Origin of the sequence: Allobosea sp. Tri-44 (assembly GCF_004123845.1) — a bacterium.
GTDB lineage: Bacteria > Pseudomonadota > Alphaproteobacteria > Rhizobiales > Beijerinckiaceae > Allobosea.
Genome location: NZ_NBDP01000015.1, coordinates 182299 through 205214, shown reverse-complemented (window position 1 = coordinate 205214; position 22916 = coordinate 182299). Strand labels below are relative to the sequence as shown.

Here is a 22916-nt window from a genome sequence, read left to right as displayed (position 1 = left end):
ATGTCGCCAACAAGCCCAAACAGCTCAGATCATTCGCAGCCAGATATGACAATTTGCCAGTCAAACGCATAAGTCTGCAAAGTTCGCCGCTATCGCCGTTTAATCCCGCTCATAAATATCGCGACACCCCCGGGGGCGCGGCGCCTCCTGACAGGCCGACGTCGTAGCCCAGAAACTGGCGTACCGCGTGTTTCATCTGCGGCAGTGTGAAATCGGCAAGAAACGCCCGCCGCGCGGCCAGCGCCGTCGTCTCGTATAGCTCGCTATCTTCGACCAGGTGGGCAAGGCCGTTATAGACCGCAGCCGGATGGAGATCGCGGCACAGATAGGCTGCACCGCGCTCCCGCAGATAGATATACGGTGCTGAGTAGGATGGGCCGTGAAACAGGATCGGCCGCCCCGCCGCCAGATAGGTGGGCACCTTGGACGGGAAGCTGAGGCGCGAGACCTCTGCCATCCTTTCCGCGAAAGGGTACGGACAATAGGCGATGTCGCAATGCCGGGCGATCGTTCGGATCACGTCGGGTTGATCCATCCAGCCCATGAACCTGAGATGCCCGTCGGGAATGTCTGTTGGCGGCCGCTCATGGCCAAACGTCATCAGGACGACCTTGCGTTGCCCCACCCGCCATTTTGCGAGATTGAGGGCCGCCACAAGCTGTTCCCATTCCTCGCTGGCGTAGAACTGGCCGACCATGCCGATGATGACGCTGTCGTCGCTGATGAGCTTCGGCGGCGGCGCTTGCGCGAGCGCGGGATCGATCGAAGCGATGACCGCCGTCGAGGGAACGCCGTATCTCTTCTCATAATGCCGCGCCATCGGAACCGACGCCGCCGCGCAGCTCACCGCCTGACGCAGCGTGCGATCGAATAGGGCGAGATCGAGCCGGCGATTGACGGGATCGACCTTGTGGGCGTCGAGCCACCAGCGGAGCGGGTCCCAGACATGAACGCGCAGCGGCACGCCGAGCCCGCGTGCCACCGGCGCGGCGATGCGCACCATCGTCTGCCCCTGCAGAATCGCCCACAGATCGGTCGCGCCGACCGCCCGGCCATAGGCTATTGCCTGGCGGATGAGCCCGCGGGGTAGGGCTATACGCTTCACCGCCTCGATCGCCGCCGCACCGGCTCTCCCCACCCTGACGCCGTACACGACGCGGTGCTGCAATTCGGTGGGCTTGCGAACCACCTTCATCTCGATGCCGGCGAGGTCGTCATAGAGCTTGGGCTGAAGATGCGGATTCATGACGCAGAAGATCGCCAGCTCGTCCTGCGGCAGGAACCGGCACATCTGCGCTGTCACGATCCCCGCGGTCAGATTGCTGCACGGGGGGATGTCGGTCAGGAGAAGGATGCGCCTCCTTGGCGCCTCGCGCGTCATCTCTGGGCTACCTTTCGATAAAGAGCCGCCATCCTGCGCGCAAAATCGACGTCGCTGTACCGAGCCTCCGCCCAGAGCCTGCCCGCCGCACCGCGCTGCTGGCGCTCTTCGGGAGACCGGACGAGGCGTTCGATCGCCGCTGACAAGGCGGTCGCATCCCGCATGGGGGTGGCAACAGCAATATCCGGCGCCCCGGCAACCTCGGGCAGCGCAGTGCCTTCGAAAACGATGATCGGCTTGGCGAAGGCGAGCGCCTCGATCGCCATCATGCCGAAGGCCTCGGCCGTCGAAGGCATCAGGAAAATATCCGTGGCCGCGAAGGTATCCATGATGGTCGCGCCGTCATTGACCCAGCCGAGATCGATGATCTGATGACGCCCGATGAACTCGTTCAGGTGCCCTTTTCCATGGGTCGTCAGAATGGTCAGCGGGACGCCCGTGTCGGGTAGCTGGCGCAGCGCCTCGACGACATATTCGAACCCCTTGAACGGGCTGTCGGCAAAAGCACGGACGCCGAGCACCACCCTACCTGGCAGCACTCCCAGACGGGACCGCGCCGGCTGCGGATCGACGGGGCGGAACCGCGTCAGATCGATGCCGAAGGGAATGACCTCGATATTTTGGCCCGCGGCGATAGGCGACCGTGCAGCCATCTCGCGCATGTGGCGGGAGGCGACCACGATCTGCGCGCGGCTTTTGGCGACGATGCGCTTCTTCCAGGCGAACTGCTCGGCCGTGCGGTCCTTGCGCATCGGGAAGGCCAGGTCGAGCGACGGGCACGATCCGCACCCCTCCTGCCACCGCTCGCATTCCAGGGAATAGATGCAATGCCCCGTCATGGGCCAGGGATCGTGCCAGGTCCATACGCTCGGCTTGCCGCGCGTCAGCCAAGGCAAGGCGTCCAAACTGAAATAGCCGTCATGGATGATGTGGAAATGGACCAGATCGGCCATGCGATAGGCTTCCGACAATGCCAGCGCGTAGGCCTGCCATTGCAGCCGCGAATGGATCGAGAGCTTCGCTTCGATCCGATTGATGACCCTGTTGGCCAAGCGGGCGCCAGGCAGGTCGAAGAACAGCTGGGAGTCGGGGCTGTCGCTGAGCTTGCTCCACACGAGATGCGTGGACTCGATGCCATCCGCGGCGAGCAGATGGCGAATGTCGAAATTATTGAAACGACTACCGATGATGTCGCTTGCGTTGATCTGAAGAACTTTCAGCGTCGTTCACTCCCATCGCGGAATGGCACGCCAAGCGCTTGACGATAGAAGTCACCAATGGCTGGTGTCATGATCGACTGATCGAGGCGGGACCGGATGATCTCGAGATTACGCGGCGCTGCGTCGTCAACCAGGGTGTCGTCCGTTAGCGCGCGTTCGAACCGCGCGCAGATCTCCTCGAAATCGTCAGGAGAGACGGCGAAGCCGGTCTCTCCTTGCACGAACCATTCCTCGCAGCAGGAGGTGTTGGTCTGAATCGGAAAGGCGCCCATCAGCATCGCCTCGAGCACCGAGGTCGAGATCCCATCGGAAATGCTGACGGCCAAATAGGCGCGGGCGCGTCCGAAACACTCGAGAATTTCGCCATGGGTGGCGAGATCGATGACGCGGATGTCGAGGACACCAGCGGCCTTCAATTCGAGCGCACGGGCTCGGGGACGGGCACCGACTGAAAACATGACGATCTCATAGTCTTTCAAGCGGTCAGCGAAACGCTCAAGCACGGCAAGGGAGACCATGGCACGGCCGGCAAAGTGATCGTAACCCTTGACCATGATGAGCTTGCGCCGTGATGGCGGAGCTTCGCCGCGCAAGCGTTGGGCAGCATCGACGTCGATGCCGCCTGAATTGGCCAGAACCGGCAATTCGGGGCCTCGATAACCAAAGCTCCGTCCGAGCGCGAGATCGCGGCGACATTCGCAGGAATAGAGGTCGATCGCCTCGCACACCCGCCGAATCTGACGCGCATGTGCTTCGTCGCGGCCGAAGTAATAGATGTCACTGCCCCAATTCGTCGCCAGCCAGCGCGGGAAGCTCCGGGACGGATTGTCCGCGAGCATCAAATCGCGCGCTGCCAGCACAAGATAGGCATTATGCTGGAATTCCAGGGAGTGGATGAGGTCTGGCTGCACGTCGGCTATCACCTTGGCCAGCATGCTCGGGCCGTGAAGCGCCGTGATGGTTTCTTCGCTTTCGTCGGGGCGGCCGAGTCGCACCCTTGCCTGCGGATCGTCGCCATCGAACGGAACCGGACGAATGCGAACAGGGTCTCCAGCGCGCGGCGGCGACTCCGGCGCGGGCGGCGTCGCGACACGGCGAGCGAGTTTCTCCCGCAGCAGGCGGATCGCGTCCGACGGATCCTTGAGCGCATGCCGCAGAAAGCGCGCCGCCCGCCTGCCGGTCGAAACCCGTGGCGCAGGGACAACGGGCGATGCCGGCGTCGGCACGTGGAATGTCAGACCGCGGATGTAAGCGTGTGGAGGGGCAGGGTCGACCGGATACAAATGCAGGTCGAAGCCGACGTCGACGAGAGCCTCGATCCAACGCGCTGTATGGACGGAATGATGCATCGCGACGAACAGGATGCGGGGACGTCTTCCCTCCGACACGGACTTCACCTTACCCGACCTCTGCGAGCACAGCCGAGAAAGCCGCGCGGGCGCGATCGACACCGAATTCCTTCGCGGCGGCCCGTGCGTTGGCGACGAGATTGGCTTGCAGCGTCGCATTCTCGCTCAACCGGGTCAGGGCCTGTGCGAGCGCATCGACATCCGGCTGATCGACCACTAGTCCCGCCTCACGTGCCGTAAAAAACGATGAGACAAACGACCCGCGCGGTGCGTGAACGATGATGGGCCGCCCCGAGGCGAGGTATTCCGCAATCTTCGCGGGAGCGGATGAGCGCACGACCTCGGGGATCGGGGATTCAAAAGCAAGAGGCAAGAACAAAATGTCGGCCTCGCGCTGGCGTGTCAGCGCCTGCGCCTGTGGCAGGTGATCAAAACGGCGAACGAAGGGACCGACAAGACCGTTGTCGCGAACCTGCGTTTCGCTCTGAGCCGTATGGACATGAAGATGGAACCGTCCTCCGGTCCGGTCCAGCGCGGCGATCAGATTTTGAAAGGCACTGGCCTGTGCGCTGTACACCGAACCCGTGTAAAGCACTGTCCAGGGAGCTTGCGCGGTTGGTGGTGGGCGTGGCCGAAGCGTCTGGCCAGCAGCCAGGTCGCGGGGCGCGATCTGTGCCAAATCGGCGGGATTGCGAACGATGGCGATGGAAGCGGAGGGAACGCGGGCGCGTACGTCTTCGGCCAGCACCTCATTGGGGACAATCACCTTCGCGGCGCGTGCAGCCCACCGCTTCTCCCAGAAACGCGCCAGTGAGCGGTAGGCACCTTTCTCCCACTGGTAGACAGGATCATCGAACAGATAAGCGACGAACGGTAACTGTAGGCGCTTTGCGGCGATAGCCGCGGCCGGAAGATCGAAAGGGTTGCCGCTGCATCCCACAATCACCTGTACCGGATGTTCCTTCACGGCACCCACGATTTCGTTCGCGCGCGTCAGGACGTCCCGCACCAGCCCGGCATAGTTGTTTAAGCGCTGGAAATGTTTATTCCTGAGCGTTCGCATCATCTGGAATCGTGGCGCAGACAGTGGAACGTAAAGGCCAAATTTGCCTTCGCTTGAATCAAGCGCTTGCAATTGATCAGATAGAAAAACGTGGCAGGGATCGTCACGTTCTTGCGCCAAAAGCAGGCCCAATACTCTTGCTTGACCGCTAGCGGACGGCGGCGCGGCAGTTGTGACGATGGCCAGGCGATTCATATACTGCCTAATACGTGCTGAGAAGGCAAAGTAACCAACTCCGATTAGCCGAGCGCATAGCATCAGCCCGCCTGCGCCGTCAATGATTCCTGCCCAGCCGAGGAGGGGTTTCTAAGGATGCCCTTCGAAATAATGCTCTTGCAAACCAGGAGCTCCCTAGTTCACGGTGAGCATAGTTTCGCTCTGAACTAGGCTTTTATGATGGTCTTGCCAGTCAATCCTGCTCTGGCGCAGGCGTTGCGAGTGTCGATGATAAGTTGAGCGCTTTCCACCAGAGCTGGATAGTCGACCGCGTCGTGATCTGTTGCAATCAGGACGGCGTCATAACTCGCGATAACGTCGGCTTTCAGAGGGACCGAGCTGCGTCCAGCAAGATTGCCGTGCTTACGGGTTGGAGGTAGTTCCGGAACATGCGGGTCATGATAGTCGGCTTGCGCGCCTCGCTTTTCCAAGAGCTCAATGAGCTTCAACGAAGGGCTTTCGCGCGTGTCGTCGATATTCTTTTTGTAGGCGATACCTAGCACAAGAATGCGCGCGCCGCTGAGGCCACGGCGTTGCTGCCGGTCCAGCGCCTCGGCGACGCGGTCGACCACCCAATGCGGCATCGCCGTATTGATCTGGCCAGCGAGTTCGATGAAACGGGTGGTGATGTCGAACTCGCGCGCCTTCCAGGTCAGGTAGAACGGATCGATCGGGATGCAGTGGCCGCCGAGTCCCGGACCCGGATAGAACGGCATGAAGCCGAAGGGCTTGGTCTTGGCGGCGTCGATCACCTCCCAGACATCGATGCCCATCGCCGCGTAGACAGTCTTGAGCTCGTTGACGAGGGCGATATTGACGGCGCGGAAGATGTTCTCGGTCAGCTTGACCGCTTCGGCCGTCGCGGTCGAGGAGACCGGCACGGCCTTGACGACCAGCGCGTCGTAGAGCGCCAGCGCCATGGCGAGCGCATCCGCCCCGTGGCCGCCGACGATCTTCGGAATGGTCGAGGTGCCGAAGTCGGGATTGCCCGGGTCCTCGCGCTCCGGTGAGAAGGCAAGGAAGAATTCCTTGCCACTCTGCAAGCCCGTCGCATTCTCCAGGATCGGCCGCATCACCTCGTCTGTGGTGCCGGGATAGGTCGTCGATTCCAGCACGACGAGTTGGCCCTCACGCAGGCGTTTGGCGATCGCCTCGGTGGTCTTCACGACATAGGAGAGGTCGGGCTCGCGGTATTTGGTCAGCGGCGTCGGCACGGCGATCAGCAGCGCGTCGGGCTCAGCCATGCGGTCGAAGTCGGCGGTCGCGACGAAATGGCCGGTCTTGGCGCGCTCGACGATCAGATCCATCGGGATGTGCTTGATCGCGCTGCGACCGGCATTGAGATCGTCGACGCGCCTCTGGTCGATGTCGAAGCCGACGACCTTGATGCCCTGGCGCAGCGCCGCGAGCGCCAGAGGGATGCCGACATAGCCGAGGCCGACGATGCCGACCACGATGGAGCGGTCATTGACGCGTTCGATGAATCGCTGCGCGGCTGGCGAAGTCACAGTACATCCCGAAATTGCGGCAAGATCGGCCACTGGCCGGCCTTCGGGCGTGCTTCTTCCAGAGTTGCCAAACCACGTCAACGTCCGCCGGGGGGCATTCGCAGCACGAGCCCGCTCTGCATCCGCCCGTTTCGCCGGCGCGCGCCGTGGCCGGCTTTAATCTTTGAAAATGCTCTTGAAATATCGGTTGACCTCGCTGTGGTCGACAACGACGCCGCGATTCCGCTCGGTCAGGATGGCGGGGTGCCAGTACCAGTCGTCGAAGCCGACATTGAGCCGATCGTAACCGGCCTCCGCCAGCAGGGTGCACATCTCTTCGCGCCGCGGCTCGACGAAATTGTGCTCGATGGTGAGGAGCGCGATGCGATGAAGCGCAAGGTCTATGGTGCGCAGGATGTCGAGCTCCGACCCTTCCGTGTCGAGCGAGACATAGTCGAAGCCGGTTTCGGCGAAGTCGCCCATCGCCGCGATCTCGGCGAAGCTGATGGTCTTGACCTCGATCAGCCCATGCGTCGCCGCGGCCTGGGCGCGGTCGTCGGCATAGCGGTCATGGGCGGCGAATTCCGCCAGGGTCCCGATTTCCTGGGAGGGGATGAAAGACAGGGTCTGCCCGGACTCGCGATAGACCGCCCGCTCCAGGCACAGGGCGCTGCGGCTCTCTTTCAATCGGGCGAAGAGGGCCGGGTTCGGCTCGACGCAGACGCCCTTCCAACCGTGCTCGCTTTCGAGGAAATAGCTGTTGCTGTGCAGGACGCCGTCGAAGGCACCGATCTCGGCGAAACGGCCGTCACGGCGGCCATTGCACATGGCGAAGACCCAGCGCTCCTGCTCGATCTGCGAGTTGGTCACCATCTCATAAGCGATGGCAGGATCGAAGCGGCGCTCGTCGTCCAATTCGGATTTCGTCATTGCCGCCCTTGTGCCCGCTGCCCGGAACAAGGCTAGTCGGGCATCGTCAGAAGCGCCAGTTGACACTCAGGCCGCGATCCGCGGCGGCGAAGGCGGAATCTCGCGCAGGAAGCGGTAGCGGCCATGCTGCTTGATGGCGGCGAGGTCATGCGACACGAGGCCTTCCGGCCGGACGATCTCGACGCCGACATGATCGCCATCGAAGTCCAGCACGGCGAAGCCGCAGCGCCCGTCGCCGTCGAACCCGTGGCTGCCGGAGAAGGCGAGCGAGGGCACCCAGAGATGGCGCAGGCCGTCGATGCTGCGGTCGCGATGCGCGTGCAAATGGCCGCTGACGACCAGCCGGATATCGGCCTTGCAGAGGCGCTGTATCAGCTCGCCGCGCGGGGCCGGGCAGAGGCAGGCGGGGCTGGGCAAGGCCTCGTCCGGGCTCTCGACGAAGAGCGGCTTATGCAGGACGAGCGCGACGCGGTCGCCCTTGCTGTCTGTGAGCATCGCATCGAGCCAGTCGTTCTGCTCGGTTTCGCGGGCAAGCCCGGAGCCGAAGAGCTGCGCGTTGACGCCGAGCAGGGTCCAGCCGTCGAGCTGGAAGCGCCAGCGATCGGCTCCGATGGCGTTGTCCCAGCGGGTGAGGCGAGGCTCGTCGACGATCTGGTTCGGATCCTGGCCCGGGGGCTCGTCGCCGATGTCGTGATTGCCGGGCAATGGCAGCACGGTGCCCGGCAGCGCGGCCAGCGCCCTGGCGGCGAATTCCATTTCGGCGTCGCTGTCCGGCCCGTCGATGCAGAGGTCGCCGTTGACGATGGTGCAGGCCGCCTCGATCCGGCTGGCGGCATCGCAGGCGAGCTGCCAGTTCGGCCAGAAGAAGCCATGCGTGGGGGACAGATGCGGGTCGGAGAGGACAATGACGCGGGTCATGCGAAACTCAGGTTGAAGGGGCGAAAATCCATGTAGTAGAGCGGGTAGTGGCTCCACTTCACATCGCGGCGCTTCGCGAAATATTCGCGCACCTGATAGAGGGTCAGCGCCGGGGCCTCCGCCTCGAATTCATCCATCAACGCCAGCCAGAGCCGCTTGCGCTCGGCCGGATCGGTCGCGAGCTTCAGTTCGTCGCTGATCGCGTTGAATTTCACCGGCTGCCAGAAGCCGGCCTTTTGGGTCGAATAGTCCTTCGACAGGTTGACCATCAGCCCGCCGCCAAGCGGATCGGGAAAGCGGAACGAGACCGAGATCGGCCGCACATCGGCGCCCGGGCGAATGACCTGGGCGACGTTTTCCGCGGCTTCGAGACGGCTCCTGACGCCGACCGCTTCCCACATCTGCTGGACCACCTGCACGGCGAGGTCCATTTGCAGGTAGTAGCCCGGCGCGATCCGGATCACGACCTCCTCGCCCTTGTAGCCGCCTTCCTTCAGGAGCTTGCGGGCAAGGTCCGGGTCGTAGACATGGCCGCGGCGGCCGGCGTCGTAGTACTCGCCGAAGGCCGGCGTCTGCAGTGCCGCCATGCGCTGGAACTTCGGCCCCCAGAGCGACCTGCCGAGCGTCTCCATGTCGACGGCGTGGTTGAGCCCGCGCCGGACGCGCGCATCCTTCACCACCGGATTGCGGGTGTCGTAATAGAGGATATGGGCGAGATCGAGCACGATCTCGACGCCCTCGAGCGTCGGGCTGCCCCTGAAGGTCTCGGCCTGCTCGGGGAGCAGGTTGGTGACGAGATCGAAATCGCCCGCATGCAGGCCGGCGAGGCGGGTCGAGGCTTCGGGCACGGCGATGAGGATGATCTGGCGCGCAGCTGGGCGGCCCATCCAGTATTCGTCATGGCTTTCGAGCACGAGGCGCTGGTTGCGCTGGAACGAGGCGATGCGATAGGGGCCGCTGCCGACCGGCTTCTGGCGCATGCCGGCAAGGCCCTGCTCCTTGTAGAACTTCGCCGAATGGATCCAGCCGCCATAGGAGGCCAGCCGCTGCGGCATCGCCACGTCGGGAGTCGCGGTCCTGAATATGACCGTATCGCGCCCTTCCGCCTCCACCGCGGTGAGATGGCCGAAATTGACGCGGCCCTCATGGTGCTGGACCTCCTTGCCGTACATGCGCTCGGGCGAGAAGGTCGAGAGGACGTCCTCGGCCGAGAGCACGCTGCCGTCATGCATGCGCACGCCGTCGCGCAGCTTGGCCTCCCAGGTCAGCGGATCGCGCTGCCGCAGCGAGGTCGCAAGATGCGGCAGCAGGTGCTGGCCGCCTTCGGCGGCCTCGCGGTTGAAGTCGCGGCGCCAGAGCGTGTCGAAGACGTTGCAGGTGGGCCGCAATCCGACATTCGAGATCGCCTCGAACGGCTCCAGCGTCGGCGGCAGCGCCTGAACGGCGACGCGCAGCACCGGGCGCGTATCGGCCTGCGCCCGCGCCAATCCGGGCAGGAATGCGGGCGCGGCGAGGCCGGCGGCGAGAACGTTGCGGCGGGTGACCATGGCGGCTCCTTTGGGAGCCGCGACGCTGGTCGCCCGCGGTTACAGCGATGTGACGACGGTCTAATGGATCTCCGGTTCCGCCACCTTCGCCGTGCCGGTGAGGTAGTCGAAATCGCAGCCCTTGTCGGCCTGCTGGATATGGGCGGCCGACATCTTGCCCCAGCCGCGCGGGTAATCGCGATCGGGCGGCGACCAGCTCTTCAGGCGTTCGGTGATCTCAGCGTCGGTGAGATCGACCGAGATGCTGCGTTCCTCGACATCGACGCTGATGATGTCGCCGGTCCTCACCGCCGCGAGCGGGCCCTTGATATAGGCCTCCGGCGCGATGTGGAGCACGCAGGCGCCGTAGCTGGTGCCGGACATCCGGGCGTCGGACAGCCTGAGCATGTCGCGCACGCCCTGCTTGAGGAGCTTCTTGGGGATCGGCAGCATGCCCCATTCCGGCATGCCGGGCCCGCCCACCGGGCCGCAGTTCTTCAGCACCATGACGTGGTCGGCGGTGACGTCGAGATTCTCGTCATTCACCGCCTTCATCATCGCGTCGTAGTCCTCGAAGACGAGCGCCGGGCCGCTATGCTTGAGCAGGCGCGGCTCGGCGGCCGAGGGCTTAATGACACAGCCGTCGGGCGCAAGGTTGCCCTTCAGCACGGCGAGGCCGTTGGCGGTCGAGACGGCCTTGTCGAGCGGGCGGATGACGTTGTCGTCGTAGACCTTGGCGAGCGCGATCGTCTCCGCGAGCGGCTTGCCAGTCACCGTCATGGCGCCGGTGTGGAGCTTGCTCTCGAGCTGCTTCAGCAGGGCCGGCAGGCCGCCTGCATAGAAGAAGTCCTCCATCAGGAAGTCGCCAGAGGGGCGAAGGTTCGCGATCACCGGGACCTTGCGCGAGAAGGCGTCGAAATCGTCGGGGGTCAGTGGCACGCCGGCGCGGCCGGCCATCGCGACGAGATGGATGATGGCGTTGGTCGAGCCGGCGACCGCCATATGGACGGTGAGAGCGTTCTCGAAGCTCTCGCGGGTCAGGATGCGGTCGGGAGTCAGGTCCTCCCAGACCATCTCGACGATGCGCTTGCCGGAGGCCGCGGCCATGCGCGGATGGGCGGCATCGGCGGCGGGGATGGCGGAGGCGCCGGGCAGAGTCAGGCCGAGCACCTCGGCATGGCTCATCATGGTCGCGGCGGTGCCCATCGTCATGCAGGTGCCGTGCGAGCGGGCGATGCCGCTCTCCATGTCGCGCCAGTCGGCATCGGAGATGTTGCCGGCCTCCTTCTCGGCCCAATATTTCCAGACATCGGCGCCCGAGCCGAGCGTCTTGCCGGCCCAGTTGCCGCGCAGCATCGGCCCCGCCGGGACGAAGATGAAGGGCAGGCCGGCGCTGCAGGCGCCCATGATCAAAGCGGGGGTGGACTTGTCGCAGCCGCCGAGCAGGACCGCGCCGTCCAGCGGATGGGACCTGATCGATTCCTCCGCCTCCATCGCCAGGAAGTTGCGATAGAGCATGGTCGTCGGTTTCTGATACTGCTCGGACGCCGACATCACGGGGATCTCGACCGGGAAGCCCCCGGCCGCCCAGACCGCGCGCTTCACCGCCTCGGCGCGGTCGCGCAGATGGGTGTGGCAGGGGTTGATCTCGGACCAGGTGTTGAGGATGCCGATCACCGGCTTGCCCATGAACTCGTCATGGTTGAGGCCCATCTGAAGCGCCCGCGAGCGATGCCCGAAGGAGCGCAGATCGCTGGCGCCGAACCAGCGCTTGGAGCGCAGCGTGTCGGGCGTCTTGCGGGGATGGGACATCGGCGTTTCCTCGAATTCTTGGTGTTCTAATCAGTGATCGTGACAGGCCTCGCCGTCATGCTCGCCCTTGTGGCGAGCATCCACGTCTTGAACACCGCACTTGGTGAAGGAAGACGTGGATGGTCGGGACAAGCCCGACCATGACGGGAAGTGCGCCTTATTCCGCCGCCGCGCGCTGCGCGCCCCAGCCTCCGACGATCTTGCGCAATTCGGCGCGCTCGCTCTCGTTCAGCTCCGGCAGGCCGGGCAGGCGCACGGGGCCGACATTGGTGCCGAGCAGGCCGAGCGCCTCCTTGACCACGGTGACGTTGGCGCCGTTGCCGTGTTTGGTCCGCAAGGTCTCGAACCCGGCAATCTCGTCGACCAGCTGGCGGGCGAGGGTGTAGTCATTGCCCTCGAGCGCTCGCCAGATCGCGAGCGAGCGTTCGGGCGCGACATTGACCAGGCCCGAGGTGAAGCCGCGCGCGCCGAGCGCATGGAAGGGCGCGGCCCAGCCCTCGGCGAGGCCGCAGATCCAGTTGGCGCTCGAGCCTTGCGTGGCGCGGACGCATTCGGCCAGCAGCATTACGTTCGACGAGGCGAACTTGACGCCGGCGACGTTCGGATGGGTCGCGACGCGGGCGAGGTCCTTCACGCCGATCGCATCCGAGCGGATATAGGCGACGAGCGGGATCGTCAGCGACTCGGCGATGGCGAGGATGTAGTCGGCCTGGGAATGCGGGGCGGCGAAGGGATCGAGCGGGTGATGCACCATCACCGCATCGCAGCCGGCTTTGGCGGCGAGCTTGCCGGTCGCAATCGCCTCGCGCAGCGAGCGGCCGATACCGGCGGTGACCAGCGCCTTGCCGGCGGCGGCCTCGGCCGCGACGGCGTGGCTGCGCACCACCTCGTCTGTGGTCATCGGGTAGAACTCGCCGGTATTTCCGGCCGAGACGATGTTGTGGATGCCGGCCTGCGCGATGCGCCGGACGATCTTGCCGGTCAGCGCCCAGTCGGCCTCGCCATCGCCCTTCCAGGCGGTGACGTGCACACCCGAGATGCCGCGCAGTGCGCTGCGAACCCTGTCACTCATCGTAGTCCAGTCCTTCCGCGTCGGCGCCGAAGACCTGGCGCACATGGCTCTTGGCGGAGCGCACGATATGGCTGCGCATGCGCTGCTCGGCCCTTGCCGGCTCGTGCGCGCGCAGCGCCTCGAAGATGCCGCGATGCTCCTCGAAGCCCCTGGCGCGCTCGCTGGCTTCGCCCAGCAGGGCGATACGCTGGGCGTGGTCGTACATGCGCTGGCCATCGAGTCGGCGCTCGAGATAGCCGCAGCCCGAAATGCGGTGGATCATGCCGTGATAAGCCTCGTTCAGATTGACGAGGTCCTCAAGGTCGCCATGCGCGGTCGCATGCGCCATCTCGTCGATCAGCCGGGCCATCTCGGCGATCTCGCCGGAGCTGATCCGGTTGGCGGCGATATGCGTCATGACGCTTTCGAGCGCGGCGCGGCCAAGCGCCATCTCCAGCGCCTGGCGGGCGGAGAATTCGACGAAGACGCCGCGGCGCGCCTCGGTCCGGACGAGCCCCTCGCTCTCCAGCATGCGGATCGCGTCCTTCACCGGCGTCGTCGAGACGCCGAGCATGTCGGCGAGCTGGCGTTCGTTCAGCCGTTCACCGTCGCGGAAGCGGCCGGAGACGATCGCCCGCCGCAGGCGCTCATGCACGTGCTCGCGTAGCGAGCGCAGCAAATGCGGCGAGACGGGTTCGATCGCGAGCACTTCCGGCATTCGGGTTCCCCTGGCGCGGCGCTGCCCGCGATTCTGCTCGCGGTCCGCCTGTCGCCATTGCCGCACCAGACACCACAAAGCGCAAGCGACATCAAGTCTGAAATTTCAGATTTCAAATCTGGAATTGCGTGCTATTGAATGAGCAAGACGGCCGCAAGACGCCGGAACGGCATGGGCCGGATGGATAATGACGAGGGAGGATTGGATGACATCGATCACACGCCGCGGACTGCTCGCCGGAGCCGGTGCCATGCTGACCGCATCGGGCCTTACACCTGCTTTGGCGCAGAGCGGCTATCCCGGAGGCAGGGTCGTCACCATCGTCGTACCATTCGCTGCCGGCGGAACGACCGACTTGCTCGGCCGCATCCTGGCCGACCGGCTGGGCGCGCGCCTCGGCGGCAAGTTCATCGTCGAGAATCGCGTCGGGGCGGGCGGCAATACCGGTGCGGCGGCGGTCGCGAAGGCCGATCCAGACGGCTACATGCTGACCATGGGCACGGTATCGAGCCATGCGATCAATCCCGGCGTCTATACCAAGATGCCCTATGACCACATCAAGGACTTCGCGCCGATCTCGCAGGTGGCGAGCGTGCCGAACCTGCTGATGGTCAATCTCGACCTGCCGGCCAAGACGGTGCCGGAGCTGATCGAGTTGCTGAAAAAGAACCCCGGCAAGTACTCTTTCGGCTCCTCGGGCGCCGGCACCTCGACCCATATGGCGGCCGAACTGTTCAAGGTCTCGACCGGCACCGACATGGTCCATGTGCCCTACCGGTCGAGTGCGCAGGTGACGCAGGACCTGCTCTCCGGCCAGATTCAGCTCACCTTCGACAACATCACCATCGCCTGGCCGCATGTCGAAGCCGGCAAGATCCGGGCGCTGGCGACGGCGACGCCAAAGCGCCTTGCGGTCGCGCCCGATTTGCCGGCGCTCTCCGAGTTCATTCCGGGCTACGACGCCAGCTCCTGGCACGGCTTCTTCGCCCCGTCGAAGGTCCCGCCGGAGATCGTCGCCAAGCTCTCCGCGGAGACGCAGGCGATCATGCGCGAGCCGGCAGTGATCGAGCAGCTCAAGAAGCTCGGCGTCGATCCGGTCGGCTCGACCCAGGCCGAGTTCACCGCCCATATCGCCAGCGAGACCAAGCGCTGGGCCGAAGTGGCGCAGAAGGCGAACGTGAAGATCGAGTGAGCGCTGCGCTCGCCCGCCGCTTCGCGAGCCCTCATCCTGAGGAACCGCGAAGCGGCGTCTCGAAGGATGTTCCAGCTGGTTCCGTAAACAACTGGGGCATCTTCGAGACGCGATCAGCGATCGCTCCTCAGGATGAGGGCTGAGTTTCCCTTTCCCCGACAGCCAGGATTTTCAAGAGCTATGACATCGACTACCCTGACCCCTGAAAACCGCGAGAAGCTGAAGCGCGTCTCGACCGCGACCCTGACCACGGCGCTGTTCAAGCGTGGCCTGCGCAACCAGTTCATCCAGGATGTGCGGCCGCTCTCGCCGAACGCGCCACGCATGGTCGGCGAGGCCTTCACGCTGCGCTATATCCCGGCGCGCGAGGATCTCGACCATCTCGGCGTGTTCGAGGGCACGCAGCATCCGCAGCGCGTCGCGGTCGAGACCTGCCCGCCTGGCCACGTCATGGTGATCGACAGCCGCAAGGATGCGCGGGCGGCTTCCGCCGGCTGCATCCTGGTGACGCGATTGATGCAGCGGGGCGCCGCCGGCATCGTCAGCGATGGCGGCTTCCGCGACAGTCCCGAGATCGCCGCCCTCGGCTTCCCGGCCTATCACAACCGCCCGAGCGCGCCGACCAACCTGATCCGGCACCATGCGCTCGACCTCAACGCGCCGATCGGCTGCGGCGACGTGCCGGTCTATCCCGGCGACATCGTCGTCGGCGATGGCGAAGGTGTCTGCGTGATCCCGACTGACATCGCCAACGAGGTCGCAGCCGAGGCCTATGAGCAGACGGCCTACGAGGACTTCGTCGAGGCCAAGGTCAGGGAAGGCCGCGGCATCTTCGGGCTCTACCCGGCCAATGCCGAGACCAAGGCCGAATTCGCGAAATGGCGCCCCGACTGGAAGTGACCGCCGGTCCTTCTTGCCGCTGAGGAGACGGCAAAACCCAGCCAAAGGCTCGTCATGGCCGGACGCCGCCAAGCGGTGTCCGGAGACACAGCAACAACAAGAGCAAGGGGGAAACACAATATGGTCGATACATCTCGCCGTCGCCTGCTGAAGGGTGGGCTCGCGGCAGCCGGCTCGGCGCTGGCCGCTCCAGCGCTGGCGCAATCCTTCCCGTTCAAACCGAACCAGCGCTATCCCGATCCCGCGGTCGACATCCTCGATCCGAGCTTCGCCAAGTACCGGATCTATTCGAGCACGGTCGAGCAGGTCGGCACCGGGATGCGCTGGGCCGAGGGGCCGGTCTACTTCCCGGAAGGGCGCTACCTCCTCGTCAGCGACATCCCGAACAACCGGATCATGAAGTACGATGAGGTGAAGAACAGCTTCACCGTGTTCCGTGAGAACGCCAATTACGCCAACGGCAATGCCCGCGACCGCCAGGGCCGGCTGATCACCTGCGAGCATTCGGTGACGCGGCGCATCACCCGGACCGAGAAGAACGGCCGGATCACGGTGCTGGCTGACAAGTTCGAGGGCAAGCGGCTGAACGCGCCGAACGACATCGTCGTCAGGTCAGACGATACGATCTGGTTCACCGACCCGCTCTTCGGCATCAACGGCGAATGGGAGGGCTCACGCGCCAAGCCGGAGCAGGCAACGACCAACGTCTACCGGCTGGCGCCCGATGGGAAGCTCAGCGCGGTGATCACCGATCTGGTCAACCCAAACGGGCTCGCCTTCTCGCCGGACGAGAAGAAGCTCTATGTCGTCGAATGGCGGGGCACACCGAACCGCAGCATCTGGAGCTATGACGTCGACACCGACGGCAAGGTCTCGAACAAGGTGAAGCTGGTCGACGCCGCCGATTTCGGCGCGCTCGACGGCTTCCGGGTCGACCGCGACGGCAATCTCTGGTGCGGCTATGGCAGCAATGGCGCGCTCAACGCCGAGCCTGCCGATCTCGGCGGGCGCAAGGTCTATGGTTTGCGCGGCAAGTCGGAGGACCTTGACGGCGTCATGGTGTTCAGCCCGGCCGGCAAGCCGCTCGCCTTCATCCGTCTACCCGAGCGCTGCGCCAATCTCTGCTTCGGCGGACCGAAGGGCAATCGGCTCTACATGGCGAGCTGCCACTCGCTCTACGCCTTCTATGTCGAGGCGCACGGAGCGGTGTGACTTAGCTCGCGGCCAAGAGCTCGCGCACCATCGGGACGACCTTGCGGCCATAAAGCTCGATGCAGCGCAGCAGCTTGTCCTGCGACAGGGGGCCGGCGCTGATCTTGAGCTGGAAGCGCTGGAGACCGAGCGCCCTGACCGTCGCGGCGATCTTGCGTGCGACGGTCTCGGGTGAGCCGAGATAAAGCGCGCCGCCCGAAACCTCGCGCTCGAACTCCTCGCGCGACAGCGGACCCCAGCCGCGCTCGGCGCCGATGCGGTCGCGCATCGCCTTGAAGGCGGGGAAGAATTCCTCGGCCGCCTCAGCATCGCTCGCCGCGACATAGCCGGGCGAATGCACGCCGATCGGACGCTCGGCATGGCCAAGACGTCCCATCGCGTCGCGGTAGAGCTGGGCATAGGGCGCGAAGCGCTGGGCCGGGCCGCCGATGATGGCGAGCATCAGCGGCAGGTCGTAGCGGGCCGCGCGCACGACCGATTCCGGGCTGCCGCCGACGCCGATCCACGTCGTCAGCTCGCCCTTCTCCAGTGGCGGGAAGACGGGCTGATCCCTCAGCGGCGGGCGCAAGTTGCCTTCCCAGGTCACGCTCTTCTTGCGGATCAGCTGGGCGAAGAGGTCGAGCTTCTCCTCGAACAGCACTTCGTATTGACGCAGGTCGAAGCCGAAGAGCGGGAAGGATTCGGTAAAGGAACCGCGGCCGAGGATGACCTCGGCGCGGCCGTTCGAGAGCGCATTGACCGTCGAGAAGCGCTGGAAGACGCGGATCGGATCATCCGAGCTGAGTACGGTGACGGCCGAGCCGAGGCGGATGCGGCTGGTGCGGGTGGCGATGCCGGCGAGCACGGTCTCGGGCGAGGACACCGCGAAGTCGGCACGGTGATGCTCGCCGATGCCGAAGAAATCGATGCCGAGCTGGTCGGCGAGCACGGCCTGGTCGACGAGATCGCGGATCACCTGCGCATGCGGGAGCAAAGCGCCGTCCGGCCCGGCGGTGACGTCGCCGAAAGTGTCGAGGCCGAGTTCGAGATTGGCGGGCATAAGCGATATCCGGACTGGTGCGGCGCGCCGCAACACCGGCGCCCGCGCCATCTGGCGCCGTGATCCCCATCGTTCAAGATGCGCCGGCGCCGAAGGGTCTATGCGAATTCGCCGAAATCGGTACCATAGGGAACAATATGCCTGCCATGCCCCCCATTTGGGTGTGGCGGCACGGATAAGATTGATGTTGCCTCGGCGCGCTCCGGAAAGGAGCCGATGCGAGGGCGACGCATGGGGGGACGGTTCATGGACGGCGAGGCTGTAGCCGAGAGCGATCGCTCGATCGTCGGCAACCCGATGCTGTTGCCGTTCTTCGATCTCTCCTTCGATGAGATCGAGCTGCTCTGCCGGGTGACGGCGCAGTGGCGCGGCGATTCCCAGGAGGTCGTCGACGGCGCATGGTTCGCGAGTTTCATGGGCGCACGGAAGGAACCGGCTCGATAGGCGAGGCGCTTCTTGTCACGCTCGGCATGGTCGCCATCGTGGCGGCGGCATGGTGGGCGACGAAACGATGGCGGCTCTGAGCTGGCCGCCGATAGGCAATCACGCCGCCGGCTCGCGCCGGGCGCGGCCGACGACCATCACACGATCAGCCAGGCGGCTGCTCGCCATCTCCGCAACCGGAGCCTGATCGGATCGCCCCAGCCGAGCGCGCACTGCTCTCATCCTTGAGCGCAACGCCGGTAAGGCTCCGTGCAAAGGCTTCGCGGATCAGCCAGGCGGCGCGCGCCGCGGCCTCGACAGCGGGCAATCCGGCGTCATGCACGTTCGAGATGCAGTTGCGCTCGCCGTCCTGCCGTCCGGGGCGTGGCGCGTAGGTCAGATAAAGGCCGAGGCTGTCGGGCGTCGACAATCCCGGACGTTCGCCCAGGAGGATCAGTGCGAGCCGCGCCCGCTGCAATTCGCCGATCTCGTCGGCGAGTGCGACCCTGCCCTGTGTGGCTAGGACGATCGGGCCAAGGCGCCAGCCGGCGCTCCGCACATGATCGAGAAGCGAGCGCAGGACAGGAAGCGCATGGGCCTGGATCGCGCTCGCCGAGAGACCGTCGGCGATGGTGATCGAGAGATCGACCGGATTCGTCGCGGCTGCTGCTATCGCCTCCCGGTCTGCCGGCTGCAGCCTGCGGCCGAGATCGGGACGCAGGAGATAGGAGTCCCGGGTGGGCGCGCGGCTCTGCACGCGCAGGACCTGCAGGCCGAGCCTGCCGATCTCGCGCCCCAGCATGTCGGTATCGAGGGCGGCATGGACCGCGTCCCTGGCGCGGGCATGTGCGAGCGCGAAGCGCAGGGTTTCGCTGGTCGGCAGCCCGGAGCCGGCACGCCCGAGCGCGATCCGGGCCGGTGTGAGCGCGGCGAGCCGCTTCCAGCTCTCGATCTCGCTCATCGCGCTTCCAGCGCGGCGAAGGAGGAGAGCAGGCGGGCCGCGGCCGCCTGCGGCAGCAGCCGGCCGTCGCCACCGGTGATGCCCTGGTCCTGCAGCCAGGCCTCGAATTCCGGCGCCCGCTTCAGCCCCAGCAGGTCGCGGATATAGAGCTGGTCGTGAAAGGAGGTCGACTGGTAGTTCAGCATCACGTCGTCGGCGCCGGGCACGCCCATGACATAGGTGACTCCGGCGGCGGCGAGCAGCGTCAGCAGCGCGTCCATGTCGTCCTGATCTGCCTCGGCATGATTGGTGTAGCAGACGTCGCAGCCGAGCGGGACACCCATCAGCTTGCCGCAGAAATGGTCCTCCAGCCCGGCGCGGATGATCTGCTTGCCGTTGTACAGGTATTCCGGGCCGATGAAGCCGACCACAGTGTTGACCAGCAGCGGATCGAAGGCCCGACAAACGGCATAGGCACGCGCCTCGAGCGTCTGCTGGTCGACGGCGTGATGCGCCTCGGCCGACAAGGCCGAGCCCTGGCCCGTTTCGAAATACATGACATTGCGGCCGAGCGTGCCGCGCTGCAGCGACAGGCCCGCCTGGTGGGCTTCGCGCAAAATGGCGAGATCGACGCCGAAGGAGCGGTTGGCGGCTTCCGTCCCGGCGACGGACTGAAAGACCAGGTCGACCGGAGCGCCGCGTCCGATCAAGGCGATGGTCGAGGTGACGTGGGTCAGGACACAAGCCTGCGTCGGGATGGCGAAGCGCTGGATGACCTCGTCGAGGAGCTGGAGCAGATCGCCCAGCACCGACAGGTTGTCGGAGACCGGGTTGATGCCGATCGTCGCATCGCCGCAGCCATAGCTGAGCCCGTCGAGGATGGAGGCGGCGATGCCGCGCGGATCGTCGGCCGGATGGTTCGGCTGCAGCCGCACGGCCATTGTGCCCGGCAGGCCGATCGTGTTGCGAAAGCGCGTGGTGACCTGGCATTTGCGGGCGACCGAGATGAGGTCCTGAAGGCGCATGATCTTCGAGACCGCGGCCGCCATCTCAGGCGTGACACCCGGCGCCAGCCGCGCCAGGACATCGCTCGTCGCCGCGTCGGAGAGCAACCAGTCGCGGAACGCGCCGACGGTCAGGCTCGCGACCGGGGCGAAGGCGGCGCGGTCATGTCCATCGATGATGAGCCGCGTGACCTCGTCGTCCTCGTAGGGGACGAGCGCTTCGGTGAGGAAGGTCGCAAGCGGCAGGTCGGCGAGGGCGAAGCGCGCCGCGACCGCCTCCTCGGCGGTAGTGGCGGCAAGCCCGGCGAGTTCGTCGCCGGAGCGCGGCGGCGTCGCCTTGGCCATCAGCTCGCGCAGATCGCCGAACCGGTAGGTCGTCTGGCCGATGACATGCCGATAGGCCATCAAACGCTCTCCAAGCCGCAGCGATGCCACGGCATGCAAGCATGCTGCCGCGGTGCGGTCACGCGGAGCTTTCGGCTGGCGGAGACTTCGAGAGTCGCGCGCCTATGGCTGGCCGTCAAATCTGCCTGAATTCGCAAGGTTGGTAGCGGGAGAGGGACTCGAACCCCCGACACGCGGATTATGATTCCGCTGCTCTAACCAGCTGAGCTACCCCGCCCCGATGGCGACGCGCCTCAAGAACGGCGGTCAATCGCGACGGCGCGGATATAGGGGGCGGCGGGCGTCGGCGTCAAGCCTTGATGGCGAGGGTCAGCTGAGCTTCCGCAGCCTGACCACCTTGAAATAGCCCTGGCCGACATGGACGGTCTCGTAGCGGCCGGTCGCGGCGGCCCAGTCGGTCAGGCGCGAGACCTTGAAATCACTGCTCCAGCCGATCGCCTTCGCCAATGGCGCGACCAGCTTCCAGAACGGCGCGGCAAAGCCGCCATCGTCGACGAGGCGGCTGGAGATGACGATCTCGCCGCCCGGGCGCAGCACCCGGTCCATCTCGGCCAGCGCCTGCTCGGGATCGGGCACCAGAGTGATGACGAACTGGGCGGTGACCGCGTCGAAGGAGTTGTCGGCGAAGCCGAGCCGGCAGGCGTCCATCACCATCAGGCCGCGGACATGGGTGAGGCCCTGGCTCAGCACCTTGGCCCGGGCGACGCGCAGCATGTCGAGCGAGAGATCGGCGCCGACGATGCGCCGGTCGCGCTCGAAATAGGGCAGGGTCAAACCGGTGCCGACGCCGATCTCGAGGATATCGCGACCGCTGGCGCAGGCCGCCGCCACCGCCTCGCGCTGGGCGCGGGCGAGCAGGCCCTGATAGATCCGGTCGTAGAACTTCGCCCAGACCGCGTAGACGCGCCTTTGCGCGTCGAGACCGTTCGTCGTCGTCATGTGATGGCGTAGGCAGGCTCGGGCTGCGGCGCCGGGCGCGGGACCCGGTTGGCCATGATGACGCCGCCGCCGAGCACGCGGGCTCCGCTGCCGGCATGGTCGTAGATCACGCAGGCCTGGCCGGGCGAGACGCCCTCCTCGCCCTGCGCGAGCAGGACATGGACGCCCTTGTTGTCGGCGAGCAGGCGCGCCTCGCGCGGCGCGCGGGTCGAACGGACGCGAACCGCGACCTCGATGCCGTCAGGCGGCAGCTCGGTGAGTGGAACATCGCTGAGCCAATTCAAGTCGCGCAGGTCGACGCGGCTGACGCTCAGCGCCTCGCGCGGGCCGACGATGACGCGCGCATTCTCGGCATCGAGCGCGACGACATAGAGCGGCTCGGCGCCGCTGATGCCGAGGCCCTTGCGCTGGCCGACCGTGTAGCGGAGCACGCCCTCATGCTCGCCGAGCACACGGCCGTCGAGATGGACAATGGCGCCGGGGCGGGCGGCGCCCGGCTTCAGCCGCTCGATCACCTCGGCATAGCGGCCGTTCGGCACGAAGCAGATGTCCTGGCTGTCGGGCTTGTCTGCAATGGCGAGACCGAATTCGGCGGCGAGCGCGCGGGTCTGGGCCTTGTCGAGGCCGCCGAGCGGGAAGCGCAGCAGGTCGAGCTGCTCCTGCGTCGTCGCATAGAGGAAATAGCTCTGGTCGCGGCTCTCATCGGCGGCGCGGAAGAGGCCACGATGGCCGGTGCCGAGGTCGCGGCTGGCGACATAATGGCCGGTGGCGAGCGCATCGGCCCCGAGCTCGCGGGCAAGGCCGAGCAGGTCGCGGAACTTCACGGTGCGATTGCACTCGACGCAGGGGATCGGCGTCTCGCCGGCGAGATAGCTCTCGGCGAAGCGCTCGATCACCGCGTCGCGGAATCGGCTCTCATAGTCGAGCACGTAATGCGGGATGCCGATCGCCTCGGCGACTCGGCGGGCGTCGTGGATGTCCTGGCCGGCGCAGCAGGCGCCGGCGCGGTGCACGGCCTCGCCATGGTCGTAGAGTTGCAGCGTGACGCCGACGACGTCGTAGCCCTGGCGCTTCAGCAGCGCCGCCACCACAGAGGAATCGACACCGCCCGACATGGCCGCGACGACGCGCGTCGCCGCGGGCGGCTTGGCGATGTCGAGCGAGTTGAGCGAAGCGGTCATCGAGGTTCCG

Annotated in this window: 20 protein-coding genes and 1 tRNA gene; 4 read left to right on the top strand and 17 right to left on the bottom strand. The window is 65.7% G+C overall.

Going from position 1 to position 22916, the window contains the following annotated elements; translation table 11 throughout:
• Positions 1-109: 109 nt before the first annotated feature.
• The 11 genes from B6S44_RS10450 to B6S44_RS10400 all read right to left on the bottom strand — a co-directional run bounded on the left by B6S44_RS10450 (position 110) and on the right by B6S44_RS10400 (position 13671).
• Complete coding sequence (locus B6S44_RS10450) at positions 110-1381, bottom strand: glycosyltransferase family protein (protein ID WP_129156833.1); 1272 nt, start codon at positions 1379-1381, stop codon at positions 110-112.
• On the bottom strand, positions 1378-2496 hold the full coding sequence (locus B6S44_RS10445; protein WP_248309534.1) for a glycosyltransferase: 1119 nt from the start codon (positions 2494-2496) through the stop codon (positions 1378-1380). The genes B6S44_RS10450 and B6S44_RS10445 overlap by 4 nt, the downstream gene beginning before the upstream one ends.
• Positions 2497-2597: 101 nt before the next feature.
• Entirely contained in the window at positions 2598-4052 is a 1455-nt protein-coding gene (locus B6S44_RS10440) for a glycosyltransferase (RefSeq protein ID WP_164985784.1), read from the bottom strand.
• Positions 4000-5208 carry a glycosyltransferase gene (locus B6S44_RS10435; protein WP_164985783.1) on the bottom strand — a complete coding sequence of 403 codons (1209 nt, stop codon included), beginning with the start codon at positions 5206-5208 and terminating at the stop codon, positions 4000-4002. The genes B6S44_RS10440 and B6S44_RS10435 overlap by 53 nt, the downstream gene beginning before the upstream one ends.
• A gap of 188 nt (positions 5209-5396) precedes the next feature.
• A complete protein-coding gene (locus tag B6S44_RS10430) occupies positions 5397-6737 on the bottom strand; it encodes a nucleotide sugar dehydrogenase (protein WP_164985782.1) in 1341 nt (446 codons plus the stop codon).
• Between the two features lie 156 nt (positions 6738-6893).
• Positions 6894-7646 carry an FkbM family methyltransferase gene (locus B6S44_RS10425; protein ID WP_129156829.1) on the bottom strand — a complete coding sequence of 251 codons (753 nt, stop codon included), beginning with the start codon at positions 7644-7646 and terminating at the stop codon, positions 6894-6896.
• A 66-nt stretch (positions 7647-7712) separates the two neighbouring features.
• On the bottom strand, positions 7713-8564 hold the full coding sequence (locus tag B6S44_RS10420) for a metallophosphoesterase family protein (protein WP_129156828.1): 852 nt from the start codon (positions 8562-8564) through the stop codon (positions 7713-7715).
• Positions 8561-10111, bottom strand: a complete 1551-nt coding sequence (locus tag B6S44_RS10415) for an ABC transporter substrate-binding protein (protein WP_129156827.1) — start codon at positions 10109-10111, stop codon at positions 8561-8563. Before B6S44_RS10415 ends, B6S44_RS10420 begins: the two co-directional genes overlap by 4 nt.
• Before the next feature lie 60 nt (positions 10112-10171).
• The gene (gene araD / locus B6S44_RS10410; protein WP_129156826.1) at positions 10172-11902 is read right to left on the bottom strand and encodes an L-arabinonate dehydratase; all 1731 of its coding nucleotides are present in this window, start codon (positions 11900-11902) and stop codon (positions 10172-10174) included.
• Between the two features lie 157 nt (positions 11903-12059).
• Positions 12060-12974 carry a dihydrodipicolinate synthase family protein gene (locus B6S44_RS10405; protein WP_129156825.1) on the bottom strand — a complete coding sequence of 305 codons (915 nt, stop codon included), beginning with the start codon at positions 12972-12974 and terminating at the stop codon, positions 12060-12062.
• On the bottom strand, positions 12967-13671 hold the full coding sequence (locus tag B6S44_RS10400) for a GntR family transcriptional regulator (RefSeq protein WP_248309533.1): 705 nt from the start codon (positions 13669-13671) through the stop codon (positions 12967-12969). Before B6S44_RS10400 ends, B6S44_RS10405 begins: the two co-directional genes overlap by 8 nt.
• Positions 13672-13876: 205 nt before the next feature.
• Here B6S44_RS10400 and B6S44_RS10395 point away from each other — a divergent pair, with 205 nt between their 5' ends.
• From B6S44_RS10395 to B6S44_RS10385, 3 genes are all read left to right on the top strand, one after another.
• On the top strand, positions 13877-14863 hold the full coding sequence (locus B6S44_RS10395; RefSeq protein WP_129156824.1) for a Bug family tripartite tricarboxylate transporter substrate binding protein: 987 nt from the start codon (positions 13877-13879) through the stop codon (positions 14861-14863).
• A 180-nt stretch (positions 14864-15043) separates the two neighbouring features.
• Positions 15044-15763: a ribonuclease activity regulator RraA gene (locus tag B6S44_RS10390; RefSeq protein ID WP_129156823.1), complete on the top strand. Its 720-nt coding sequence runs from the start codon at positions 15044-15046 to the stop codon at positions 15761-15763.
• Positions 15764-15883: 120 nt separating this feature from the next.
• Positions 15884-16975: an SMP-30/gluconolactonase/LRE family protein gene (locus B6S44_RS10385; protein WP_129156822.1), complete on the top strand. Its 1092-nt coding sequence runs from the start codon at positions 15884-15886 to the stop codon at positions 16973-16975.
• A gap of 1 nt (position 16976) precedes the next feature.
• On the opposite strand, the gene B6S44_RS10380 is transcribed toward B6S44_RS10385, so the two are convergent.
• Complete coding sequence (locus B6S44_RS10380) at positions 16977-18014, bottom strand: LLM class flavin-dependent oxidoreductase (protein WP_129156821.1); 1038 nt, start codon at positions 18012-18014, stop codon at positions 16977-16979.
• 231 nt (positions 18015-18245) lie between these two features.
• Here B6S44_RS10380 and B6S44_RS10375 point away from each other — a divergent pair, with 231 nt between their 5' ends.
• Complete coding sequence (locus B6S44_RS10375) at positions 18246-18458, top strand: hypothetical protein (protein WP_129156820.1); 213 nt, start codon at positions 18246-18248, stop codon at positions 18456-18458.
• A gap of 145 nt (positions 18459-18603) precedes the next feature.
• Here B6S44_RS10375 and eutC read toward each other — a convergent pair whose 3' ends face one another.
• The 5 genes from eutC to mnmA all read right to left on the bottom strand — a co-directional run bounded on the left by eutC (position 18604) and on the right by mnmA (position 22906).
• A complete protein-coding gene (gene eutC, locus B6S44_RS10370) occupies positions 18604-19398 on the bottom strand; it encodes an ethanolamine ammonia-lyase subunit EutC (protein ID WP_129156819.1) in 795 nt (264 codons plus the stop codon).
• Positions 19395-20786 carry an ethanolamine ammonia-lyase subunit EutB gene (locus B6S44_RS10365; RefSeq protein WP_129156818.1) on the bottom strand — a complete coding sequence of 464 codons (1392 nt, stop codon included), beginning with the start codon at positions 20784-20786 and terminating at the stop codon, positions 19395-19397. The genes eutC and B6S44_RS10365 overlap by 4 nt, the downstream gene beginning before the upstream one ends.
• A 140-nt stretch (positions 20787-20926) precedes the next feature.
• Positions 20927-21003: transfer RNA gene (locus tag B6S44_RS10360), tRNA-Met, on the bottom strand.
• Between the two features lie 92 nt (positions 21004-21095).
• Positions 21096-21725, bottom strand: coding sequence for a class I SAM-dependent methyltransferase (locus tag B6S44_RS10355; protein WP_129156817.1), 630 nt, complete (start codon positions 21723-21725; stop codon positions 21096-21098).
• A complete protein-coding gene (gene mnmA / locus B6S44_RS10350) occupies positions 21722-22906 on the bottom strand; it encodes a tRNA 2-thiouridine(34) synthase MnmA (RefSeq protein WP_129156816.1) in 1185 nt (394 codons plus the stop codon). The genes B6S44_RS10355 and mnmA overlap by 4 nt, the downstream gene beginning before the upstream one ends.
• Between the last annotated feature and the right edge of the window lie 10 nt (positions 22907-22916).

Coding starts and splice junctions, on each gene's coding strand:
- B6S44_RS10395 (WP_129156824.1), top strand. CDS start 13,877: ATGACATCGATCACACGCCGCGGACTGCTCGCCGGAGCCGGTGCCATG.
- B6S44_RS10450 (WP_129156833.1), bottom strand. CDS start 1,381: ATGACGCGCGAGGCGCCAAGGAGGCGCATCCTTCTCCTGACCGACATC.
- mnmA (WP_129156816.1), bottom strand. CDS start 22,906: ATGACCGCTTCGCTCAACTCGCTCGACATCGCCAAGCCGCCCGCGGCG.
- B6S44_RS10355 (WP_129156817.1), bottom strand. CDS start 21,725: ATGACGACGACGAACGGTCTCGACGCGCAAAGGCGCGTCTACGCGGTC.
- B6S44_RS10375 (WP_129156820.1), top strand. CDS start 18,246: ATGGGGGGACGGTTCATGGACGGCGAGGCTGTAGCCGAGAGCGATCGC.
- B6S44_RS10415 (WP_129156827.1), bottom strand. CDS start 10,111: ATGGTCACCCGCCGCAACGTTCTCGCCGCCGGCCTCGCCGCGCCCGCA.
- B6S44_RS10420 (WP_129156828.1), bottom strand. CDS start 8,564: ATGACCCGCGTCATTGTCCTCTCCGACCCGCATCTGTCCCCCACGCAT.
- B6S44_RS10390 (WP_129156823.1), top strand. CDS start 15,044: ATGACATCGACTACCCTGACCCCTGAAAACCGCGAGAAGCTGAAGCGC.
- B6S44_RS10380 (WP_129156821.1), bottom strand. CDS start 18,014: ATGCCCGCCAATCTCGAACTCGGCCTCGACACTTTCGGCGACGTCACC.
- eutC (WP_129156819.1), bottom strand. CDS start 19,398: ATGAGCGAGATCGAGAGCTGGAAGCGGCTCGCCGCGCTCACACCGGCC.
- B6S44_RS10425 (WP_129156829.1), bottom strand. CDS start 7,646: ATGACGAAATCCGAATTGGACGACGAGCGCCGCTTCGATCCTGCCATC.
- B6S44_RS10435 (WP_164985783.1), bottom strand. CDS start 5,208: ATGAATCGCCTGGCCATCGTCACAACTGCCGCGCCGCCGTCCGCTAGC.
- B6S44_RS10385 (WP_129156822.1), top strand. CDS start 15,884: ATGGTCGATACATCTCGCCGTCGCCTGCTGAAGGGTGGGCTCGCGGCA.
- B6S44_RS10405 (WP_129156825.1), bottom strand. CDS start 12,974: ATGAGTGACAGGGTTCGCAGCGCACTGCGCGGCATCTCGGGTGTGCAC.
- araD (WP_129156826.1), bottom strand. CDS start 11,902: ATGTCCCATCCCCGCAAGACGCCCGACACGCTGCGCTCCAAGCGCTGG.
- B6S44_RS10365 (WP_129156818.1), bottom strand. CDS start 20,786: ATGGCCTATCGGCATGTCATCGGCCAGACGACCTACCGGTTCGGCGAT.
- B6S44_RS10400 (WP_248309533.1), bottom strand. CDS start 13,671: ATGCCGGAAGTGCTCGCGATCGAACCCGTCTCGCCGCATTTGCTGCGC.